Origin of the sequence: Micromonospora sp. NPDC001898, from assembly GCF_042891255.1 — a bacterium.
GTDB lineage: Bacteria > Actinomycetota > Actinomycetes > Mycobacteriales > Micromonosporaceae > Micromonospora.
In genome coordinates this window covers 516,945-535,146 of the sequence record NZ_JBIATC010000003.1, presented here as the reverse complement: position 1 = coordinate 535,146, position 18,202 = coordinate 516,945, and the positions used below count along the sequence as shown (strand labels likewise).

At 73.6% G+C, this 18,202-nt stretch carries 18 protein-coding genes and 1 pseudogene; 11 read left to right on the top strand and 8 right to left on the bottom strand.

The annotated features are described in order from the left end of the window. The first annotated feature begins 122 nt into the window (after positions 1–122). The 7 genes from ACFYZF_RS10255 to ACFYZF_RS10225 all read left to right on the top strand — a co-directional run bounded on the left by ACFYZF_RS10255 (position 123) and on the right by ACFYZF_RS10225 (position 6,625). Positions 123–1,058 (top strand): thiamine pyrophosphate-dependent dehydrogenase E1 component subunit alpha, encoded by a 936-nt coding sequence (locus ACFYZF_RS10255; protein WP_387017908.1) that lies wholly within the window; start codon positions 123–125, stop codon positions 1,056–1,058. Continuing rightward, entirely contained in the window at positions 1,051–2,031 is a 981-nt protein-coding gene (locus ACFYZF_RS10250) for an alpha-ketoacid dehydrogenase subunit beta (protein WP_387017906.1), read from the top strand. Before ACFYZF_RS10255 ends, ACFYZF_RS10250 begins: the two co-directional genes overlap by 8 nt. After that, positions 2,028–2,852: an SDR family NAD(P)-dependent oxidoreductase gene (locus tag ACFYZF_RS10245; protein WP_387017904.1), complete on the top strand. Its 825-nt coding sequence runs from the start codon at positions 2,028–2,030 to the stop codon at positions 2,850–2,852. Before ACFYZF_RS10250 ends, ACFYZF_RS10245 begins: the two co-directional genes overlap by 4 nt. Positions 2,853–2,898: 46 nt before the next feature. Further along, positions 2,899–4,221: a hypothetical protein gene (locus ACFYZF_RS10240; protein ID WP_387017901.1), complete on the top strand. Its 1,323-nt coding sequence runs from the start codon at positions 2,899–2,901 to the stop codon at positions 4,219–4,221. Positions 4,222–4,321: 100 nt separating this feature from the next. Then, positions 4,322–4,621 carry a YciI family protein gene (locus ACFYZF_RS10235; protein WP_387017899.1) on the top strand — a complete coding sequence of 100 codons (300 nt, stop codon included), beginning with the start codon at positions 4,322–4,324 and terminating at the stop codon, positions 4,619–4,621. Beyond that, complete coding sequence (locus ACFYZF_RS10230) at positions 4,621–6,201, top strand: hypothetical protein (RefSeq protein WP_387017896.1); 1,581 nt, start codon at positions 4,621–4,623, stop codon at positions 6,199–6,201. Before ACFYZF_RS10235 ends, ACFYZF_RS10230 begins: the two co-directional genes overlap by 1 nt. Before the next feature lie 154 nt (positions 6,202–6,355). Next, complete coding sequence (locus ACFYZF_RS10225; protein ID WP_387017894.1) at positions 6,356–6,625, top strand: GlsB/YeaQ/YmgE family stress response membrane protein; 270 nt, start codon at positions 6,356–6,358, stop codon at positions 6,623–6,625. A gap of 91 nt (positions 6,626–6,716) precedes the next feature. On the opposite strand, the gene ACFYZF_RS10220 is transcribed toward ACFYZF_RS10225, so the two are convergent. Genes ACFYZF_RS10220 through ACFYZF_RS10205 form a run of 4 tightly spaced genes read right to left on the bottom strand, consistent with a single transcriptional unit; the run spans position 6,717 to position 10,216 of the window. Continuing rightward, complete coding sequence (locus tag ACFYZF_RS10220) at positions 6,717–7,388, bottom strand: lysoplasmalogenase family protein (protein ID WP_387017891.1); 672 nt, start codon at positions 7,386–7,388, stop codon at positions 6,717–6,719. Beyond that, positions 7,385–8,212 carry a sterol desaturase family protein gene (locus ACFYZF_RS10215; RefSeq protein ID WP_387017888.1) on the bottom strand — a complete coding sequence of 276 codons (828 nt, stop codon included), beginning with the start codon at positions 8,210–8,212 and terminating at the stop codon, positions 7,385–7,387. The genes ACFYZF_RS10220 and ACFYZF_RS10215 overlap by 4 nt, the downstream gene beginning before the upstream one ends. Beyond that, positions 8,209–8,925, bottom strand: a complete 717-nt coding sequence (locus ACFYZF_RS10210; protein ID WP_387017887.1) for a FadR/GntR family transcriptional regulator — start codon at positions 8,923–8,925, stop codon at positions 8,209–8,211. The genes ACFYZF_RS10215 and ACFYZF_RS10210 overlap by 4 nt, the downstream gene beginning before the upstream one ends. A 49-nt stretch (positions 8,926–8,974) precedes the next feature. Further along, positions 8,975–10,216 carry an aromatic acid exporter family protein gene (locus ACFYZF_RS10205; protein WP_387017885.1) on the bottom strand — a complete coding sequence of 414 codons (1,242 nt, stop codon included), beginning with the start codon at positions 10,214–10,216 and terminating at the stop codon, positions 8,975–8,977. Positions 10,217–10,496: 280 nt separating this feature from the next. Here ACFYZF_RS10205 and ACFYZF_RS10200 point away from each other — a divergent pair, with 280 nt between their 5' ends. After that, complete coding sequence (locus tag ACFYZF_RS10200) at positions 10,497–10,805, top strand: hypothetical protein (RefSeq protein WP_387017883.1); 309 nt, start codon at positions 10,497–10,499, stop codon at positions 10,803–10,805. A 74-nt stretch (positions 10,806–10,879) separates the two neighbouring features. Here ACFYZF_RS10200 and ACFYZF_RS10195 read toward each other — a convergent pair whose 3' ends face one another. Then, entirely contained in the window at positions 10,880–12,022 is a 1,143-nt protein-coding gene (locus ACFYZF_RS10195; RefSeq protein ID WP_387017881.1) for a winged helix DNA-binding domain-containing protein, read from the bottom strand. 113 nt (positions 12,023–12,135) lie between these two features. On the opposite strand from ACFYZF_RS10195, the pseudogene ACFYZF_RS10190 reads away from it, so the two are divergent. Both ACFYZF_RS10190 and ACFYZF_RS10185 read left to right on the top strand, forming a co-directional pair. Next, positions 12,136–12,372, top strand: a pseudogene (locus ACFYZF_RS10190) (HTH domain-containing protein); the annotation flags it as partial. 4 nt (positions 12,373–12,376) lie between these two features. Then, complete coding sequence (locus ACFYZF_RS10185) at positions 12,377–12,991, top strand: lipoprotein (RefSeq protein WP_387017879.1); 615 nt, start codon at positions 12,377–12,379, stop codon at positions 12,989–12,991. A 160-nt stretch (positions 12,992–13,151) separates the two neighbouring features. On the opposite strand, the gene ACFYZF_RS10180 is transcribed toward ACFYZF_RS10185, so the two are convergent. Together ACFYZF_RS10180 and ACFYZF_RS10175 are read right to left on the bottom strand one after the other, a co-directional pair. Then, a complete protein-coding gene (locus ACFYZF_RS10180; protein ID WP_387017876.1) occupies positions 13,152–14,003 on the bottom strand; it encodes a TioE family transcriptional regulator in 852 nt (283 codons plus the stop codon). A 266-nt stretch (positions 14,004–14,269) separates the two neighbouring features. After that, positions 14,270–16,411, bottom strand: a complete 2,142-nt coding sequence (locus ACFYZF_RS10175) for a copper-translocating P-type ATPase (protein ID WP_387017874.1) — start codon at positions 16,409–16,411, stop codon at positions 14,270–14,272. A 388-nt stretch (positions 16,412–16,799) separates the two neighbouring features. Here ACFYZF_RS10175 and ACFYZF_RS10170 point away from each other — a divergent pair, with 388 nt between their 5' ends. Continuing rightward, positions 16,800–17,897: a serine hydrolase domain-containing protein gene (locus ACFYZF_RS10170; RefSeq protein WP_387017871.1), complete on the top strand. Its 1,098-nt coding sequence runs from the start codon at positions 16,800–16,802 to the stop codon at positions 17,895–17,897. Between the two features lie 118 nt (positions 17,898–18,015). Here ACFYZF_RS10170 and ACFYZF_RS10165 read toward each other — a convergent pair whose 3' ends face one another. Then, entirely contained in the window at positions 18,016–18,189 is a 174-nt protein-coding gene (locus ACFYZF_RS10165) for a hypothetical protein (protein ID WP_387018413.1), read from the bottom strand. Positions 18,190–18,202: the final 13 nt, after the last annotated feature.

Sequence of the window (18,202 nt, the reverse complement as noted above, 5' to 3'; positions counted from 1 at the left end):
CCCAAATTAGAGACCAATAACGGCCACAAACTTGCTTGTGCACTCTTCCATAGCCTTGGACTGCTGGTCTAGGCTCCTCAACCAACGAGCCGGAATAAGGCTCAATTATCTCAGGGGGTGTGATGGGCCTGCCCGACGACTATCGGCTGATGGCCCGGATCCGCCGGTTCGAGGAGCGGCTGGCCGCCCTCAAGGACGCCGGCGAGATCCCGGGCTCGATCCACCTGTGCAACGGCCAGGAGGCCGTCCCGGTCGGCGCCTGCCGGGCGCTGCGCGACGGGGACCACGTCACCGCGACCTACCGGGGACACGGCTGGGCGATCGCCCGGGGCGTCGACCTCACCGGCCTGTTCGCCGAGATGATGGGCCGCGACTCCGCGCTCTGCGGCGGGCGGGCCGCGTCGCCGTACCTGTCGGACCCGGGGCGCTGGTTCGTCGGCGAGAACTCCATCGTGGGCGCCGGGGTGCCGATCGCGACCGGCGCGGCGCTCACCGCCCAGCGCACCGGCAGCGGGGCCGTGTCGGTGGTCAGCATCGGCGACGGCGCGATGAACCAGGGCAACGTGCACGAGGCGCTCAACCTCGCAGCCGTGCTCGACCTGCCGCTGGTGCTGGTGGTGGAGAACAACGTCTACTCCGAGATGTCCCGGATCGAGGACATGGTGCGGGTCCGGCAGCTCGCCGAGCGGGCCGCCGGCTACGGCCTGCCCGGCCGGGTGGTCGACGGCAACGACCCCGACGCCGTCGCCGAGGCCATGGCCGAGGCCGTGGACCGGGCCCGGGAGGGCTCCGGTCCGTCCATCGTGGAGGCGATGACCGAGCGCCTCGTCGGCCACTACAGCGGCGACGTGCAGCACTACCGCCCGGCCGGTGAGATCGCCGCCGCCCGGGAACGCGAGCCCCTGGCCCGCATCCGCCGGGCCGCCGACGCCGACCTGGCCGCCCGGCTCGACGCCATCGACGCCGAGGTGGCCGACGAGATCGAGGCCGCCGTCACCGCCGCCCGCGCCGTGCCCACCCCGGACCCGGCGACCGCCAAGGAGCACGTCTATGTCTGAGTCGTTGCGCTACATCCAGGCCGTCAACGCGGCGCTCACCTGGGCCCTGGACAGCCGGACCGACACCGTCTACTTCGGTGAGGACGTCGCGCTGCCCGGCGGGCCGTTCGGCGCCACCAAGGGGCTGCACAAGCGGTTCGGCTCCGACCGGATCTTCGACACCCCGATCTCCGAGACCGGCTTCCTCGGCATGGCCCTCGGCGCGGCCATGACCGGCCTGCGGCCGATCGCCGAGATCATGTACGCCGACTTCTCGTTCGTGGCGATGGACCAGATCGTCAACCAGATCGCCAACATCCACTACTCCAGCGCGGGCCGGTGGAAGGCCCCGCTGGTGATCCGGATGCAGCAGGGCTACTCGCCCGGGGCGTGCGCCCAGCACTCGCACTCGACGGAGGCGTACTTCGCGCACACCCCCGGCCTGCGGGTGGCGCTGCCGGCCACGCCGGACGACGCGTACCAGATGCTGCGCACCGCGGTCGTCAGCGACGACCCGGTGGTGGTCGCCGAGGCTCGGATGCTCTACCCGATGCGGGGCCCGGTGCGCACCGACGCCCCGGTCGAGGAGATCGGCGGGGCCCGGGTGGTCCGGCCCGGCGCCGACGTCACCGTCGTCGCCTGGTCGCGGATGGTGTCCGCGGCCCTGGACGCCGCCGCGACCCTCGCCGAGGAGGGCGTCGACGTCGAGGTGGTCGACCTGCGCTGGCTCAACCCGCTGGACTTCGACACGGTTGCCGCGTCGGTGGCCCGCACCGGCCGGCTGGTCGTCGCCCACGAGGCGAACCTGACCGGCGGCTTCGGCGCGGAGATCGCCGCCCGGGCCGCCGCCGAGTGCTTCGCCGACCTGCGCGCCCCGATCGCCCGGGTGGCCGCCCCGGACGTGCCGATGCCCGCCGCGCCCGCCCTCCAGGCGGCCGTGGTGCCCGAGGCGGCGACCGTGGCCGACGCGGTGCGCCGCACGGTCCGCGCGTGAGCGGCGTCGCCCCGGCGGCCGGTCCGGGCGGCGGTGGCACCCAGCCGCCCGGGCCGGGCGTGGGCGGCGGAACCGCGTCGGTCGGCCTGCTGGCCGGGCGGCGGGTGGTCGTCGTCGGCGGGGCGTCCGGCATCGGCCGGGCCACCGTGCTGGCCGCCGGCGCGGCCGGCGCGGCCGTCGCCGTGCTGGACGCCGACGCCACCGGGGCGGCCGACGCCGCCGCCGAGGCCCGGTCCGCCGGGGCGAGCGCCTGCGCCCGGGGCGTCGACGTCACCGTCGAGGCCGAGGTCGCCGGGGCGCTCGACGCCGTCGCCGCCGAACTGGGCGGCGTCGACGCCGTGCTGCACGTCGCCGGGATCATGGGCGGCCAGGGCCTGGACGTGCGGGACGTGCCGGTCGAACTGTGGGCGCGGATCATCGCCGTCAACCTCACCGGCCCGTTCCTGGTCGCCAAGCACGCCGCCCGGCACCTGAGCCCCGGCGACGGGGTGCTCGTGCTGGTCGGGTCGAAGGCGGGCGTCCAGACCGGCTCCGGCTCGGTACCCTACGGCGCGAGTAAGGGAGGGTTGCACGGCCTGGCGCTCACACTGGCCCGACAGCTCGGTCCACAGGGGATCCGCGTGCACGCGCTCTGCCCGGGAGACATCGACACACCGCTGATGCGGCGGTCGCTGGACGAGGCGCGGGTCAACGGCACCGACGGCGGGCGGGTCGCCGCGATCGAGGCCGCGCTGGGCCGCCCCGAGGATGTCGCCTCGGTGCTGGTGCTGCTGGCGTCGCCGGTCAGCGCCGGCCTGGCCGGCACGGTCTGCACGGGCTGAGCACCCCACCCTCTAGGCCAGCGGGACACCACGTGGAGGCAGCATCGTGATCGGGATCATCGGCCCGGAGGACTCGATCCGGCTCGTGCAGGAGGTGGCGGCGGGGGAAGGCCGCGCGGAGGCGGTGACCACACGCGTGTACGCCCGCCCCGAACAGGCCCCCGAACTGGCCCGCGAGCTGGACGAGGTGTGCCAGGTGCTGCTGTTCACCGGGCGCATCCCGTACGCGTTCGCCAACGCCGCCGGCGAGCTGCGGGCGGAGATCGACTACGTCCCGCACGCCGGCATCGACCTGTACCGGACGCTGTCGCGGATGCTGCTGGCCACCGGCGGGAAGCTGCCCCGGGTCAGCGTGGACACCATAGAGGCGGAGACCGTCCGCGAGACGTACCACGACATCGAGGTCGCCCCGCCCACGGAGATCCTGCCGATCGCCGACTCCTCCGGGCTGCTCTTCACCGGCCTGGACGAGATCACCGCGTACCACCGGGAGCGGTACGCCTCCGGCGCGGTCGAGGCGTGCCTGACCTGCCTCGGCGCGGTGCACCGGGACCTCGTCGACAGCGGGGTTCCGGTGTGGCGCGTCGAGCACACCCGCGCGTCGGTGCGCGACGCGCTGCGCCGGGCCTGGCTCGCCGCCGAGATCCGCCAGTCCCGGGCCACCCAGATCGCCGTGATGATGGTCGACCTGGGTGTGCCGACGACCCGGGCGCAGGACCCGTACCAGGCGGAACGGCAACGGCTGCGGGTACGTGAGGCGCTGCTGGAGCACGCCGAACGGATGCGCGGACGGCTGGCCGCCGTCGACGACCGGACGTTGGTGATCACCACCACCCGGGGCACCGTGGAGAGCGCCATCGCCCGGCACCGGGACGGCCACGCCTCCCTGCTCGCCCTGCGCGGCGTCGACGTCGAGCACGCCGTCGGCTTCGGCGCAGGCACCACCATCGCCGCCGCCGAGGACAACGCCCGCAAGGCCCTCGCGCTGGGCCGGCACAGCGGCGACACCCACGTGGTGTTCCCCGACGGGGAGGTCTACTCCAGCCGGGAGACCGCCGTGCGGCCCCGGCTGCGGGAGACCGCCCCGGGCGTGCTGCGGGTCTCCGAGCAGCTCGGCATCGGTCCGCTGTCCACCCGGCGGCTGCTGGAGGCCCTGCACCAGATGGACCCCGACGAGGTCACCGCCCGGGGGCTGGCCGACGCGTACGGCGTGGAGGCGCGCTCGGCCCGCCGGCTGCTCAAGGCGCTGCGCGCGGCCGGCTTCGCCGAGGAGGTCGGGGTGCACGTCAGCACCGGAGCGGGCCGCCCGCAGACCGTCTACCGGGTCGCCATGCGGCGACTGCTCGGCGCGATCGGGGCCGAGGCATGAGTTTGCGCGATCGGGGCCGAGGCGTGACGGCCGGCCCCCGGTGCGGCCGAGCCGGACCGGCCGGGACCGCGCGGGCCGTCACCGCAGGAGGAATCCACCCGTGAAGTTCGAACCGACCTACCTGGTCACCGCCACCTTCGCCGCCGACGTCGTCGTCCGGCGCGAACCCCACCGGGCCGCGCACCTGGCGCACGTGCGCGCCCTGCTCGCCGACGGCACCGCCCTGATCGTCGGGGCGCGTGCCGACCTGAGCGCCTCCGTGCTGGTGCTGCGGGCCGCAGACGCGCCCGCCGCCCGCACCCTCGTCGAACAGGACCCCTACTGGCGGCACGGCGTGTGGACCGCGATCGACGTGGTCGACTACCTCGCCGCCACCGCCCACACCATCGGGAGGACATGATGTCGTCGTACCGCCAGGTCTCCGGCGTGCGGGTGCTCGGGGCCGAGCACGCGCCCTTCGCCGCCGGGCTGCTGCGCGAGGCTTTCGGCGAGGGAGGGCCGGACGCCGTGCCGGTCCGCCTCGCCGTCGACCCGGCGCTGGCCGAGGGCGGCCACCGGACCGACGTGCCCGAGCGGGGCGAGATCCGGCTCACCGGTGACCCGTTCGCCGGCCTGGTGTACGCCGCCCGCGCCCTGGTCACCTCGGCCACCCCGGCCGGCCTGCCCGTCGGCGCGTCCGCCGCCGCCCCCGGGTTGCCGCTGCGCACCCTGTGGACCTGGGACCACTCCACCAACTGGGACACCCGCCAGCTCGGCCAGCAGGAGATCGGCGCGCTCAACCCGTACGCGAAGTCCGCCGACGCGTTCGGCGCCGACTACCGCCGGCTGGTCGACTTCTGCAGCCGCGAACGGATCGGCGGGATCGTCGTGTACGGGCTGCTGCGCGACGCCCACGGCGGCGTCGAGGCGGCCCGCGAGCTGTGCGAGTACGCCAACGCCCGGGGCGTGCGGATCATCGCCGGGGTCGGGATCAACGCCTACGGCGGCATCTACTTCGACGGCCGGCACCGGTACAACCTGGCCACCTGGCTGCGCCGGCGCCCCGACCTCGCCGCCGAGCTGCCGAAGAAGGTCGGCTTCGACATCGACGAGTTCGGCGACCTGCACTTCCCGGCCAGCGAGTACATGATGGCCGCCTGCCCGTCCCAGCCGGACAACCTGGCCTGGCACCGCGACGCCATCGACTGGCTGCTGGACACCCTGCCCGTCGGCGGGATCAACTTCGAGACCGGCGACTACGGAAGCTGCGCCTGCGCCCGGTGCGCCGCCCGCGCCGGCGGCGAGCGCACCTCCTGGTCGTACGAGGCGATGCGGTCGGTCTACCCGACCCTGCTGGAGACCGCCCGCCGCACCGGTCCGGCCGGGGTGCCGCTGCGTCACCTCGTCGAGGTGTACTGGGACAACATCTTCGACCTCGACGCCCAGAAGCCACTGGCCGACCTGCCCGACGACGTGGCGTACCAGTACTGCGTCAACCGCGGGTTCTGGTACGACCAGCGGGACCGGCTGACCGCCGAGCACGTCGACCGCCTGCCACACACGACCAGCGTGCTGCGCACCCACGCCGGGTCGCAGTGGAACCGGCAGCGTCACTCCTGGGTTCCCGAGATGTACGCCGACATGGCCACCCGCTCCGGGGCCGCCGGGATGCGGGGGCTGACCATCTTCGCCGAGCCGTCCGCGTACCACCCGACCAACGAGATCAGCTACCTGGCGTACGCCCGGTTCTCCTGGGATCCGGAGCTGGCCTGGGCGGACTTCTGGCGCGACGAGGTGGCCCCCCGGTTCGGCGGCTCGGCCGAGGCCGAGGCGTTCCGCGACGGCGCTGCCCTGCTCGACGACCCGGCGGCCACCGGCGCGGCCCTCACCGCCGTGCGCGGCGACGCCCTCGCCATGGTCGCCGCCACCGCCGGGGAGACGCAGCGCCGCTGGCTGTGGCTGGCCGAGCGGGCCGCCAGGTACGCCCACTGCGCCGGCTGACCCGGGGTCGGCCGCGGGCTGTGACGGTTGCCACGCGGGACCATGACAGTTCTGTGAAGAATCCGCTGGTCGGGGCGTTGGCGGTTTGGCCGGCCGGTCTTCGGGGGCACCGTGGTGGACGCAGGCGACAACCTTTTGAAAGGAACGGCCCACCGTGGAAGTAACCGGGTTCTTCACCGCCATCATCATCGGCCTGATCGTCGGCGCGCTGGGCCGGCTGGTCGTACCGGGCAAGCAGACCATCCCGATCTGGCTCACCCTGCTGATCGGCGTGGTCGCCGCGATCCTCGGCACCCTCGTGGCCGGCGCTTTCGGGGTGGACGACACCTCCGGCATCGACTGGATCGAGCTGCTGATCCAGGTCATCTTCGCCGCGGTCGGCGTGTCGCTCGCCGCCGGCGCCTACGGCCGCCGCCGACACTGACCCGCCGCGCCCGACGGCCGCCGCGCCGCCGTCGAGCGCTCGCCCCTCCGGCCGCCGGCCCGCCCGAACCAGGGTGGGCCGGCGGCCGGCGTCAGGGGGTGGCCGGTTCGTCCGCCCGGGCGGCCGGGCCCCCGTCGGTACGCCGGTCCGGCCGGCGCGCGGCGTCGGGCCCACCGGCCGCCGCCCACGCCGTGGTCAGCAGCAGCAGCGCCGTGATGTAGGTGCTCATCACGAGCAGGCCGTGGCCGGGCAGGGTGGTGCCGGCCGCGTCCAGGCCGATCAGGAGGTCGGAGACGAGGAAGAACGCCCCGCCGACCGCCGCGCGGGCCGACACGCCGGCCGCCGCGGCGGCCATCAGGCACAGGGCGAGGCTGTAGCCGAGCACGGGCAGCCGTAGCTCCCCGAGCGGGCCCCACAGCACGACGTTGGCCAGCGCCCACAGCACGAGGTAGCCGGCCACCACCGGCACGGGGGGCCGTCGGTGCCGGGTGAACGTCACGATGAAGCTGACCTGGGCGCCGAGGAAGAATCCCATCCCGACCAGGAACGCGGGCCCGTCGGGCAGCAGCAGCGCCACGTCCCCGCCGGTGGCGAAGACCAGCCCCAGCGCGAACCCGTCGAAGCGTCGGCCGGAGCGCAGCAGCCAGAGCAGCAGCAGCGGGGCGAGCAGCGGCTTGGCCAGCCACTGGAGCACGGTGCTGTCCGTGGCGACGCCGACGAGCTCGACGGCGGCGGCCACGCCGAAGGGAATGAGGCGCCTCATCGGGCGGGCTGCCAGCCGGGACGGCCGAACACGTGGCCGAGCCGGTGCCGCCAGGATCCGGAGGCCCGCACGTCGGCCCAGATCGCCCCGTACTCGTGGGTGGCCACCCGCAGCGGGTGGTAGGTGCCGATGTTCGTGGTCAGCCCGTACCGGACGGCGGCGCGCTCCGGCTCGAAGGTGCCGAACAGCCGGTCCCAGACGATGAGGATCCCGCCGTAGTTGCGGTCCAGGTACTCGGCGTTGACGCCGTGGTGGACCCGGTGGTGCGACGGCGTGTTGAAGAGCCACTCGATCGGCCGGGGCAGCACCCGGACCCGCTCGGTGTGCAGGAAGAACTGGTACGACAGGCTCACCGACTGCTGGAGGAAGATCATCCACGGCGGGACGCCGAGCAGGGCCAGGGCCAGCCAGAACGGCAGTGTGGTCATCGGCGTCCAGCTCTGCCGCAGCGCGGTGGACAGGTTGTAGAACGTGCTGGAGTGGTGCACGACGTGACCGGCCCAGAACAGCCGTACCTCGTGGTGGGTGCGGTGGAACCAGTAGTAGGCCAGGTCGTCGGCGAAGAACAGCAGCACCCAGGTCCAGACGCTGGTGGGGGAGAGCTGGACCGGCGCGACCGTCCACACCGCGGCGTACAGGCCGACGGTGAGCAGCTTCCAGGGGAAGCCGATCACCTGGCTGCCGGCGCCCATGGTGAGGCTCGTGGTGGTGTCGCGCAGCTCGTAGCCGCGTTCGTCGTCGTCGGGGGCGAACCGGTAGGACAGCGCCTCCACGACGATGAGCAGCAGGAACGCGGGTACGGCGTAGAGCACGGCGGGGATCATGCTCGGCATTCCCTTCCGGGTGGGGTGGCGAGGGCGGCGGTGAGCAGGGCCCGGGCCTGCTCGGCGGCGGCGTCGCCCCGGCCGGCGGCGACCGCCTCGGCGAGCCGGTGGTGCCCCGCCACGTCGAGCAGTTCGGCGGCGTGCCGCTCGGGCGGCACCTCGCCGACGGCGAGCGCGCCGGCCACGAGGCTGTTGAAGCTCAGCAGGTACGCCGTGTTGCCCGAGCCGCGCACCACGTGCCGCCACAGCGTGATGTTGGCCTCGGCCATCCGGGGCAGGTCGGGGGCGAGCCCGGCGTACTCCTGCGCGGCGCGGGTGACGGTCTCGCGCGTCGCCGCGTCGGCCCGTTCGGCGCAGAGCCGGGCCGCGTCGACGCCGATGCAGGCCCGCATCTCCAACATGTCCCGCACCAGCGTGTCGACGGGCAGGACGTCACCGGAGCGGATCAGGGACAGCGCGAGGTCGAGCCCCGCGTGCACCCGCCAGTCCAGCACCAGGGTCGCGCCGCCCTGGCTGACCCGGACCAGGCCGAGCTGTTGCAGCCGCCGCAGCGCCTCCCGGACGGCGTGCCGGTTCACCGCGAAGGCGGCGGCCAGCTCCCGCTCGCCGGGCAGCGTGTCGCCGGGCCGGTACGCGCCGCTGACCACCGCGTCGCGGAGCTGCCCGAAGACGTGATCGGATACGGACCCCCGGGGCACAGGCACAAACACCACGCCGAGCAGTGTGTCCCCCACCACATCAACCCGTCAACTGGTTGGACCATTACCCCACCCCCACCCCCTGGGTGGAGGTGGGCGGGGAGAGGGCCTGGTCTACTCGGGTCAGTACCGAGTTGTCTTCTCCGTCGACACCCCGTAGCAGGTCGATGGCGGTGGCGCGGATCTGTCCGATGATCATTACCACCGGTAGCGGGGGGTTGGACCTGAGCAGCTGGGCGGCGGTTCGGACCGCTTCGAGTGCCGTCGCCTCCGCCTGCTCGGCGTGCCGGGCCGCCTCCTGCCGGCCGGCGAGGTCGGTGGCCAGCGCCGCCCCGGCGGCCCGTACCGCCTCGGCCAGCGCGCGGATCGCGGCACCCACCTCGGGCGGGGTGGCCTCGTGCAGCCGGGTCAGCGTGACCCCGGCGCGGGCCAGCACCCGGATGTTGCGGGCCGCGTAGTCGAGCTGCCGGGCGGTGGCCTCGACGTCCCCGACCCGGCCCAGGTGCCGGCGGCGGCGCACGCCGAGCCGCAGCGTCTCGCCGCAGGCCTGCACCGCCGTCCGCAGCCGCTCCACGCAACCGTCGACCTCGCGGGCCCGCTCCAGCGCCGCCCGGGCCGCCACTTCGTCGCAGCGCGCCAGCGCCTCGTCGATGCAGGTGAGCACCTCGGCGAGGTCGGCGAACGTCCGGCGCGCCTCGGCGACCAGCGGCGCGAGCGGGTTGCGGCCCACGGTGAGCTGGCTGGCGGCGAGCGCCACCGCGCCGCCGACCAGCGCGTCGACGAAGCGGAACGGCGCCAGGTCGCCCTTCGGCGCGGCCACCGCGACCAGGTACAGCGCGGAGATCGCCGCCTGGACGACGAGGGTTCTGCTCGCCCCGATCGTCACCATGAGACCGATGGTCAGCACCAGGACCGCCAGCAGCGTTCCGCTGCCCGGGCCGAGGGCCTGCACCACCAGCTCGGCGACCAGCACCCCCGCCGCGACGCCGAGGACGATCTCGATCGTCTGGCGGAGCCGCTGCCCGCGCGCCTCGCCGAGGACCACCAGGGCCGCGGTCGGCGCGAAGAACGGGTCCGGGTGGCCGATGAGCCGGGAGGCCACGAACCACGCCACCGTCGCCGCGAGGGCCGCCTCGACCACGTCCACCCAGTCCCGCCGCAACCGGCCCACCGCCGCCCGCGCCCAGTCCCGCGCCCGGTTCGCCGCGGCTCGGACCCATTCCCGAGCCCGGTCCCGCGCCCGGTTCGCCGCGGCTCGGACCCGATCCGGTGACCGGCCCACCACGCCCTGTTCCCAGCCCCGCATCCCGCGCCTCCCGCCCGCCTGTCGCCACGGTGGACCGGGGCACGGCGCGCCGTCGCCCCGGCCAACCGGTTTCGGGCAGCGCAGTACCCCGCAGGAGGGCGGGTAACGCTCGAAGTGGTCGCCCGCACAGGCCGGACCGGCGGAGTCCGCACACCAGCACCCGCCGGGGCGGCAACCCGAACGCCGCCGCGGCTGTGAGCAACGCCCCTGCCCCGGGGAGGTTTGCCGAGGCCCGGAGTGGTGAACGTTTAGGGGCCAGCGACGACGAGAGGGGCTCCGCGTGTCCGGCACAACCCACCACCGGTCCAGTCACGACACCGTGGCGCCGAGCGACGTGACCGACCCGCTGTTGTGGCGCCTGGCGTACCACGTCGCCGAAGCGCACCAACCCGACGACAGCGGCCACTGCCACAGCCTCCTGTGCGACGGGCAGGAGGCGCCGTGCGAGACGATGCTGAACGCGGAGCGCGCCATGCAGCTCGCCCGGGGAGCCGCCCCGGCCGAGTCCCAGCACCCTGGGCCCCGGAGCCGGCCCGCCACGCCGGGCCTGCCGCCGCAGGGCACCCGCGCCCAACGGAACGCCGCCTGAGACCTCGGCGATGGGGGAGCGGCGCGAAGTCCGCCGACCTGCCCGGCCCTGCCCGCCTCGACCTGGAACCGGTCTCAGCCGGCTCCGGCCCCACGGGCGACCGTGACCCCGACGGGGTCCGGATCACCATCGTCGACCCGGGCCCGGTGGCTCTCGCCGTCGGAGAGGAACGACGCCAGTCTCCGCCCCTGTTCGGCGACGGCGGTGCGCTCGGCTCGGGAGAACCGGCGCAGCGGAGTGACGGTCACGGTGCCGGCCTCGACGCTCCAGGTCGCGGCGACCCACCCGTCGACCAACACAACGCGCGCGCCGGCAACCGACAGGCCACGGTGGGCGTCGTCGATGATCCGGCTCCGGTCGTGATAGCCGAGTATCGCGTTGTCGAACGCCGGCAGGAACCGTACCGGGGCGGGGGTGTCGGGGTCGGGGCGCGGCGCGTCGGGTAGGTCGATCAACTCGCGGCCCCGTCCGTCACGGAAGGTGATCAACTCCCCGCGCATCGCGGTCACCGCGGCCGGCAGTCCGGCGAGGCCGCACCAGGCGCGCAGGTCGGCCGTAGCTGCGGGGCCGAACGCGGCCAGATAGCGCCGTACCAGCGCCCGGCCGACCGGATCGGAGCCCTCCGGGGCCGGCGGGTCGATCTCCCGACCCAGCCAGGAGGAGAGCAGGACGTTGCGCACTCCCGCCCTCGTGCGCCACAGCCCGCGCGGCGGCAGTTGCGCCATCGGGACGAGGGCGGCGATCAGCACTTCGCCCAGTGCCCGAGGGCTCGGTGTCGGCCAGCGCCCGGCGAGCGCCCGCGCGAGTTCGGTCATCGAGCGGGGCTGGTCGTCGGCCATCACCGCCCGGCCTGCTTCGGCGAGCTCGTCGAGGTCTGTTCCGTCGAACTCGCGGCGGTAGGTACCGATCGACCGCTGGCGCAGCATGCTGTCGTGCCGGGCCCGCCAGGCCAGGGCGTCGTCGGCGGTGACGAGGTGAATGGTGCGGCGCATGAGGTGCGTCCGTACCAGGCTTCGCCGGACCAGCAGGTCCGAGAGCACCGTCGGGTCGAACGCGCGCAGTCGCGACCAGAGCCCGACGAACGGTTCCTGCGGCTCCTGCGCCTGCAGGCCGCCGAGGTGCGCGACGGCGTCGAGGACCGGTACGTCGGCGCGATCGAGCAGCAACTGCCGGGCGAGCGTCGCGCGGTTGAGCGCCCGGGGGCCGAAAACGGTCATCGGGTCATCGCCCTGGTCGTGGCGGTCACGGTGGCCGGGTGCTTCGGGTCGTTCTCGTTGTCAGGCACGGAACGAGAGTCGCAGCTGAAGCGGTCAGATAGTGGCCGCTTCTCATGGCAGCATCGGGATCTGCGCCGAAGACCTCAGCGCGACTGCTGTCGCTGCTCCAGGCGCGCCGGGACTGGCCGGGGGCGCTGCTGGCCGAGCGGCTGGACGTCAGCCCGCGTACCGTGCGCCGTGACGCCGAGCGGTTGCGCGGCCGGGCAGCGCCGTGGGTCGCGGCCGGGTTAGCATCGTCGGCCGCGACACCGGCGGCACGAATCACGACGGGGGCAACGACAGATGTTCCGGCGGGTGGCCGTACTGGCCGCACTCACCCTCACCGCGACGGTCGGCTGCGCCGACAAGGCGACGCCCACGGTGGCGCCCCCGCCGTCGGCCAGCCCGACCGCGTCGCCGGTCGCGGCCGGCCCGCCCTGGTACGACGAGGTCGCCCCGGCGGCGGCCGGCACCACGGTCGGCCCCGAGGGCAGCGCCTGCCCGCTGTCGATGACCTTCTCGGTGCCACCGGAGTGGAAGGTGAAGGCGGTCAAGTCAGGGACGGACTACCGGGCCGGCCCCGCCCTGCTGCTCTGCGAGATCGACGCGAAGCCGGCCGGGCACATCGGTTTCCTCCGGGTCTGGCAGATCGAGGGAGCCACCCCGTCGGACCCGCAGGTCACGGTGGACAAGTTCCTCGCCGAGTACAGCAGCAAGGCCGAGGGCCCGCAGTACCGCCGGACCAAGGCCGGACCGCTGGACTCGTACGAGGCGACCTGGACCGAGGAGGGCAGCCGAAAGCGGGCGATCGTGGTCTCCACCCTGGACGGCCAGCTCATGCTCACCCTCGGAGGCATGGACGACGACGAGTTCGAGGCGATGCTCCCGGCGTACCAGCTGGCCAAGGCGAGCGCGAACCTGCCGAAGTGACCGCACGAATGCCCCCCGGTCGGGGACCTGCCCTTCGGCCCCTATGGAGCTGCCCCGTCCACGCTCCCACTCCACCGACAGCACAAACGGGGCAGCTCCATAGGGGCCAACGCACGACAGGCCGACCCGGCAGGGGCCGATGGTGTCGGCAGTGCGGTGATCAGGATCGACCTCCCAGCAGATCGGCCCCGCCGTGTCCGCTCTGCCCGTCCGGCGGGGACAGGTGGTCCGCGAGCCGCGCGGCGGCGGTGAGCATGGCCCGCCCCCGGTCGGTGAGCCGTCGCCGCCAGCCCTCCAGTGAGCCGGCCAACGCCTCGGGGCCGGCGGCGGCCCGGACCTGGCGCAGGACCGTGGCGATGTGGTCGAGCCGGTAGCCGCCGCGCCGGAGCAGGTGCGCCAGCTCGGCGTCGCGGACGTCGTCGACCCGGTACAGCCGGTGGCCGGTGTCGGGACCGCGCTGTGGCACGAGGACGCCGGCCCGCTCCCACTTGCGCAGGGTGGCCGGCGTCACGCCGATCCGGTGGGCGAGGTGGCCGATCGTCAGCGGACGGTCGGGCCGGCCCGTGGCCGGCGACCCCGCCCCCGGCCGACCGTCTCCAGGTTGATCCGGCAGTGCGGCCCCGGCGGGTACGCCGGTGACCGTCAACACCCCGACGGTCGCCTCGACGACGTCGAGCGTCTCCCGGTCGCGGAGCAGTTGGGCGTGGCTGCGATCGATCGCCCGTAGTGCGGTGTCCACGTCGCCGGCGTTGACGGCGCGCATGATCTCGCCGGCGGTCGCGTAGCCGTGGGCCGGGACGAGCGCGAGATAGGCGTGCAGCGCGTTCGCGTGCAGGATGGAGTAGGCGCGGTAGCCGCTCGGCGTGCGCGGGGCCGGCGGCAGCACCCCGTCGCGTTCGTAGTTGCGGACAGCCTGGGTGGAGATGCCGTGCTCCCGGGCGAGGTCTGCGGGACGGTACGAACGCCCCTGCACTGCCGTTTGAGACTTCAACGCCAGCTCCTCGCGTCGCATCGAGTCAAACCTTCACAGGTGCGTCCAACGATACGGTGAAGGCCATGACTTCTGTACCCGAGTCCCTGCCCGCAGCCGGCCGGTCGTTCGACGCCGCAGGCAGGCCCCGACCCCGTCGCCGCGCCGCTCGGGGAGCCGCACGCGTCGATCGGGGACGTCGACCGGCTGCTCGCCCACGCGCACGGCCGAGCGCTTGACCAGCAGATGCGGGCGTGAGGTCGACGTCCCCACGCCCGCATCCGGGAAGCCAGACGAAGGCGGCCATCTCACTGTTCGGTCGGCGCGAGGTGTACCCGCCGGAGCAGTTGCGCGTTGAGTGCCACGACGATCGTCGACGCCGACATCAGGACGGCGGCGATGGCGGGGTTCAGGGCGATGCCGGCCCAGGCCAGCACCCCGGCGGCGAGCGGGAGTGCGATGACGTTGTAGCCGGCGGCCCAGGCCAGGTTCTGGATCATCTTGCGGTACGAGGCGCGGGACAAGCGGATGATCCCGGTGACGCCGCGGGGGTCGGAGGAGGCGAGCACGACCCCGGCCGACTCGATGGCGACGTCGGTGCCGGCGCCGATGGCGATGCCGACGTCGGCGCGGGCCAGGGCGGGCGCGTCGTTCACCCCGTCGCCGACCATCGCCACGGTCAGCCCGCGGCGTTGCAGGTCGGTGACGGTGTCGTCCTTGTCCGCCGGCAGGACCTCGGCGAACACCTCGTCGACGCCGGGCCGGAACCCGAGGTCGGCGGCGACAGCCTCGGCGACCGGCCGGGCGTCGCCAGTGATCATCATCAGTTTCTTGACGCCCAGCCGTCGGAGCTGGTCGATCGCCTGCCGCGCCTCCGGGCGTACCTCGTCCTCAAGGGCGAGGGCGCCTACGATCTTCGCGGTCGCGTCGAGTCGGGCGAGGTAGAGCACTGCCGCTCCCCGGTCCGACCACTGCCCGGACGCGTGGGTGATGTCGTCGGGGACGTCGGCGCCGAGCTCACGCAGGAGCGCGGGGCCGCCCACGGCGTACTGGGCGCCGTTGACGGTGGCGCGTACCCCCCGGCCGGTCAGCGACTCGAAGCCGGTCGCCCGTAGCGGTTGCCCGTGTCGGGCGGCGGCGGCCACGATCGCGCGGGCGAGCGGGTGCTCGCTGTCCGCCTCGACCGCCCCGGCCAGCCGGAGCACCTCGTCCTCGCTGCCGCCGGCGGTCGCGGCGACTGCGGTGACGGCATGTTCGCCCTTGGTCAGGGTGCCGGTTTTGTCGAACAGCACCGCGTCGACGGTGCGCATCCGTTCCAGCGCGAGCCGGTCCTTGACCAGGATGCCGGACTTCGCGGCCAGCGCGGTGGACAGGGCGATGACGAGGGGGATGGCCAGGCCGAGGGCGTGGGGGCAGGCGATGACCAGGACCGTCACGGTACGGATCACCGCCTCGTTGACGTCGCCGAGCGCGGACCACACGACGAACGTGAGGATGGCGGCGCCGGTGGCGATGTAGACCAGCCAGGCGGCGAACCGGTCGGCGAGCAGTTGGGCCCGCCCCTGTGACTGTTGCGCCTCGGTGACGAGGCGTTGGATGCCGGCCAGGGCGGTGTTCTCGCCGATCGCGTCGACGCGTACCCGGATCGCGGAGTCGGTGGCGATCGTGCCCGCGACCGCCCGGTCGCCGGCACCTCGCGGCACCGGCCGCGACTCGCCGGTGATCATCGATTCGTCGAGTTCGGCCCTGCCGTCCACGATCTGCCCGTCGGCCGGCACCCGGGCGCCGGGGCGGACGAGCACCACGTCGCCGACGCGTAGCTGATCCACGGGAAGCCGCTGGACGCCGTCTTCGGTGACGCGTTCGGCGTCGTCGGGAAGCAGCGCGGCGAGCGCGGCGAGCGCGCCCCGGGCCTGGCCGATGGCCTTCATCTCCTGCCAGTGCCCGAGCAGCATGATGCTGACCAGCGCGGCCAGCTCCCACCAGAAGTCGAGGTCGAACGCTCCGGCGGTGGTGGCCAGCGACGCGACGTAGGCGACGGTGATCGCCATCGAGACCAGCAGCATCATCCCGGGCGCGCGGTCGCGCAGCTCGCGGACCGCGCCGACCAGGAACGGCCAGCCGCCGTAGAGGAACACGACCGTGCCGAGCACCGGCCCGACCCATGACATGCCGGGGAAGTCGAGCGAGTACCCGAACCAGTCCATCACCATGTGGCTGGTGACCACGATCGGCACCGTCAGCGCGAAAGTCAGCCAGAACTTGCGGCGAAACACCTCGGGGTCGTGCCCGGCGTGCTTGTCGTGCCCCTGATGCCCACCGTGGCCGGCGTGCTGATCATGTCTGCGATGTCCTGCGTGCTGCTCACTGCCTCCGTGTGCCGCCTGCCCAGTGGTCGGACCGCTCCCACCGTGCGGAACCGGATCATCGCCTGCAACGTCGTGGCGCATCTCATCGCCTCCTTATCCTGGTGGCCAGCGTACCTCATACCCCCGGGGGGTATAGGTGCAGGGGATGTGGAGCGAGCTTTCTCCCTCTGGGTCTGGTTCTCCGGACGCGGAGGCGTACCCCGCCTGGTCCGGGCAATGTCATCGAGTGCGAAAAGCTGGCCATCGCGGGGTGGCGGCAGCGCCCGTCAGCGCCTGACCACGCCCCGGCGCTCCGGTGCCGCATCGCCCATTGCCTCACATACCCCCGGAGGGTATCTTGCGATGGCGCGCCTCGATCTGTCCGAGGTGTGGCTGTGACGTCAGAGGCTGTCTGCGGTGCCGCCGGAACGACCATCGCTTGCCCCGGGGCCCTCGCAGCACTCAGTTGCCGCGAAGCGGGGAGGCGGAAGTGGTTCAGGTCGAAGGGTTCGCCGAGGACGGGTACGACGCGGTGCGCCAGGTCTTCCAGCAGCTACTGGACGACGGTCGGGAGACCGGGGCGGGAGTGTCGGTCTGGCGCGACGGCCGGGAGGTCGTCCGGCTCAGCGGCGGCTGGGCCGACCCCGAACGGCGGCGTCCCTGGCGCGACGACACCCTGGTGCAGCCGTACTCGCTGTCCAAGACCTTCGCCACGCTCGCCGCCCTGATCGCCGTCCGCGACGGGGCGCTGTCCCTGGATGAGCCGATCGCCACCTACTGGAAGCAATACGGCGTCAGAGGCAAGGAGCGGACCACGCTACGTCAGGTGCTCACCCACCAGGCGGGTCAACCCCGGTTCCCGGCCGAGGCCGCCGCACTCGACCTGCTCGATGACACCGCCCTGCGGGCGAGCCTGGCCGAGGCGGCGCCCGAGTACGTGCCCGGCACATCGCTGGGAGAGCACGCGCTCACCTATGGCCACCTCATCGACGGCATCCTGCGCGCCGCCACCGGCAGCACACTTCAAGAGGTGTACGACGGCGTCGTGCGCCCCGCACTCGGGCTGGACGCGTGGTTCGGCGTACCGGACGGCGCCCTGGACCGCGTCGCCGACCTGGAGTACGCGAGCCCAGATTGGCCACGTCGGCTCCACGCGGCCCCGTGGCTGCGGATCCCCGCAGGCGTGCTCGACATTGCGCGGGCGAACTCCAGGATCTGGCGTCAATCGGTCTTCGCGGCGGTCAACCTGCACACCACCGCCACCGCCATGGCCGGCTTCTTCGCCCACCTCACGAGCGACGACGGGCCCCTGCGTCAGCTACTCGGTACCCACCTGCACGCGGAGTTGCTGAGATCCCAGGTCACCGGGCACGACGAGGTCTTCGGCACCAGGCTCACCTGGACACTCGGGTTCGTCCGCGACCGGGGCAAGATCGCGAAAGGTGGCATCGGAGGCTCCGCCGCCTGGTGGTCGCTCACCCACCGCCACGCCTGCGCGTACCTCACCCGCAGACTGGACGACCACTCGCGCGCCGCAGCCATCGCCGCGGCCCTCGACGACAACCTGGCCGTGGTCGGGGAGGACTGACAGCCGATCACGTTTCTCCGGGCGCTCACCGGCCTGGTGTGGGTGGCCCGCCGCTCCCGGCGGATGAGTGCGGCAGCACCGAGACAGGCCAGGTGCTGCCGTAGCGGCGGCGGTGCGGTCAGTCCCGGTAGTGCAGGAGGTAGACGCCGGCGGCCCCCACGGTGCAGAGCAGCGACCCGCTCGGGTGCCACGCGACCCAGACCACCGGCCCCGCCACCCGGAGCGCGCACCGGCAGTCGCCGGTGGCGACGTCCCACAGCCGTACGGTCTGGTCGTTGCTGGCGGTGGCCAGCAGGGTGCCGTCC

Excerpts from the sequence above, each read along its gene's own strand:
- ACFYZF_RS10255 (WP_387017908.1), top strand. The coding sequence starts at position 123 with ATGGGCCTGCCCGACGACTATCGGCTGATGGCCCGGATCCGCCGGTTC.
- ACFYZF_RS10250 (WP_387017906.1), top strand. The coding sequence starts at position 1,051 with ATGTCTGAGTCGTTGCGCTACATCCAGGCCGTCAACGCGGCGCTCACC.
- ACFYZF_RS10230 (WP_387017896.1), top strand. The coding sequence starts at position 4,621 with ATGTCGTCGTACCGCCAGGTCTCCGGCGTGCGGGTGCTCGGGGCCGAG.
- ACFYZF_RS10220 (WP_387017891.1), bottom strand. The coding sequence starts at position 7,388 with ATGAGGCGCCTCATTCCCTTCGGCGTGGCCGCCGCCGTCGAGCTCGTC.
- ACFYZF_RS10215 (WP_387017888.1), bottom strand. The coding sequence starts at position 8,212 with ATGATCCCCGCCGTGCTCTACGCCGTACCCGCGTTCCTGCTGCTCATC.
- ACFYZF_RS10205 (WP_387017885.1), bottom strand. The coding sequence starts at position 10,216 with ATGCGGGGCTGGGAACAGGGCGTGGTGGGCCGGTCACCGGATCGGGTC.
- ACFYZF_RS10195 (WP_387017881.1), bottom strand. The coding sequence starts at position 12,022 with ATGACCGTTTTCGGCCCCCGGGCGCTCAACCGCGCGACGCTCGCCCGG.
- ACFYZF_RS10180 (WP_387017876.1), bottom strand. The coding sequence starts at position 14,003 with ATGCGACGCGAGGAGCTGGCGTTGAAGTCTCAAACGGCAGTGCAGGGG.
- ACFYZF_RS10175 (WP_387017874.1), bottom strand. The coding sequence starts at position 16,411 with ATGCGCCACGACGTTGCAGGCGATGATCCGGTTCCGCACGGTGGGAGC.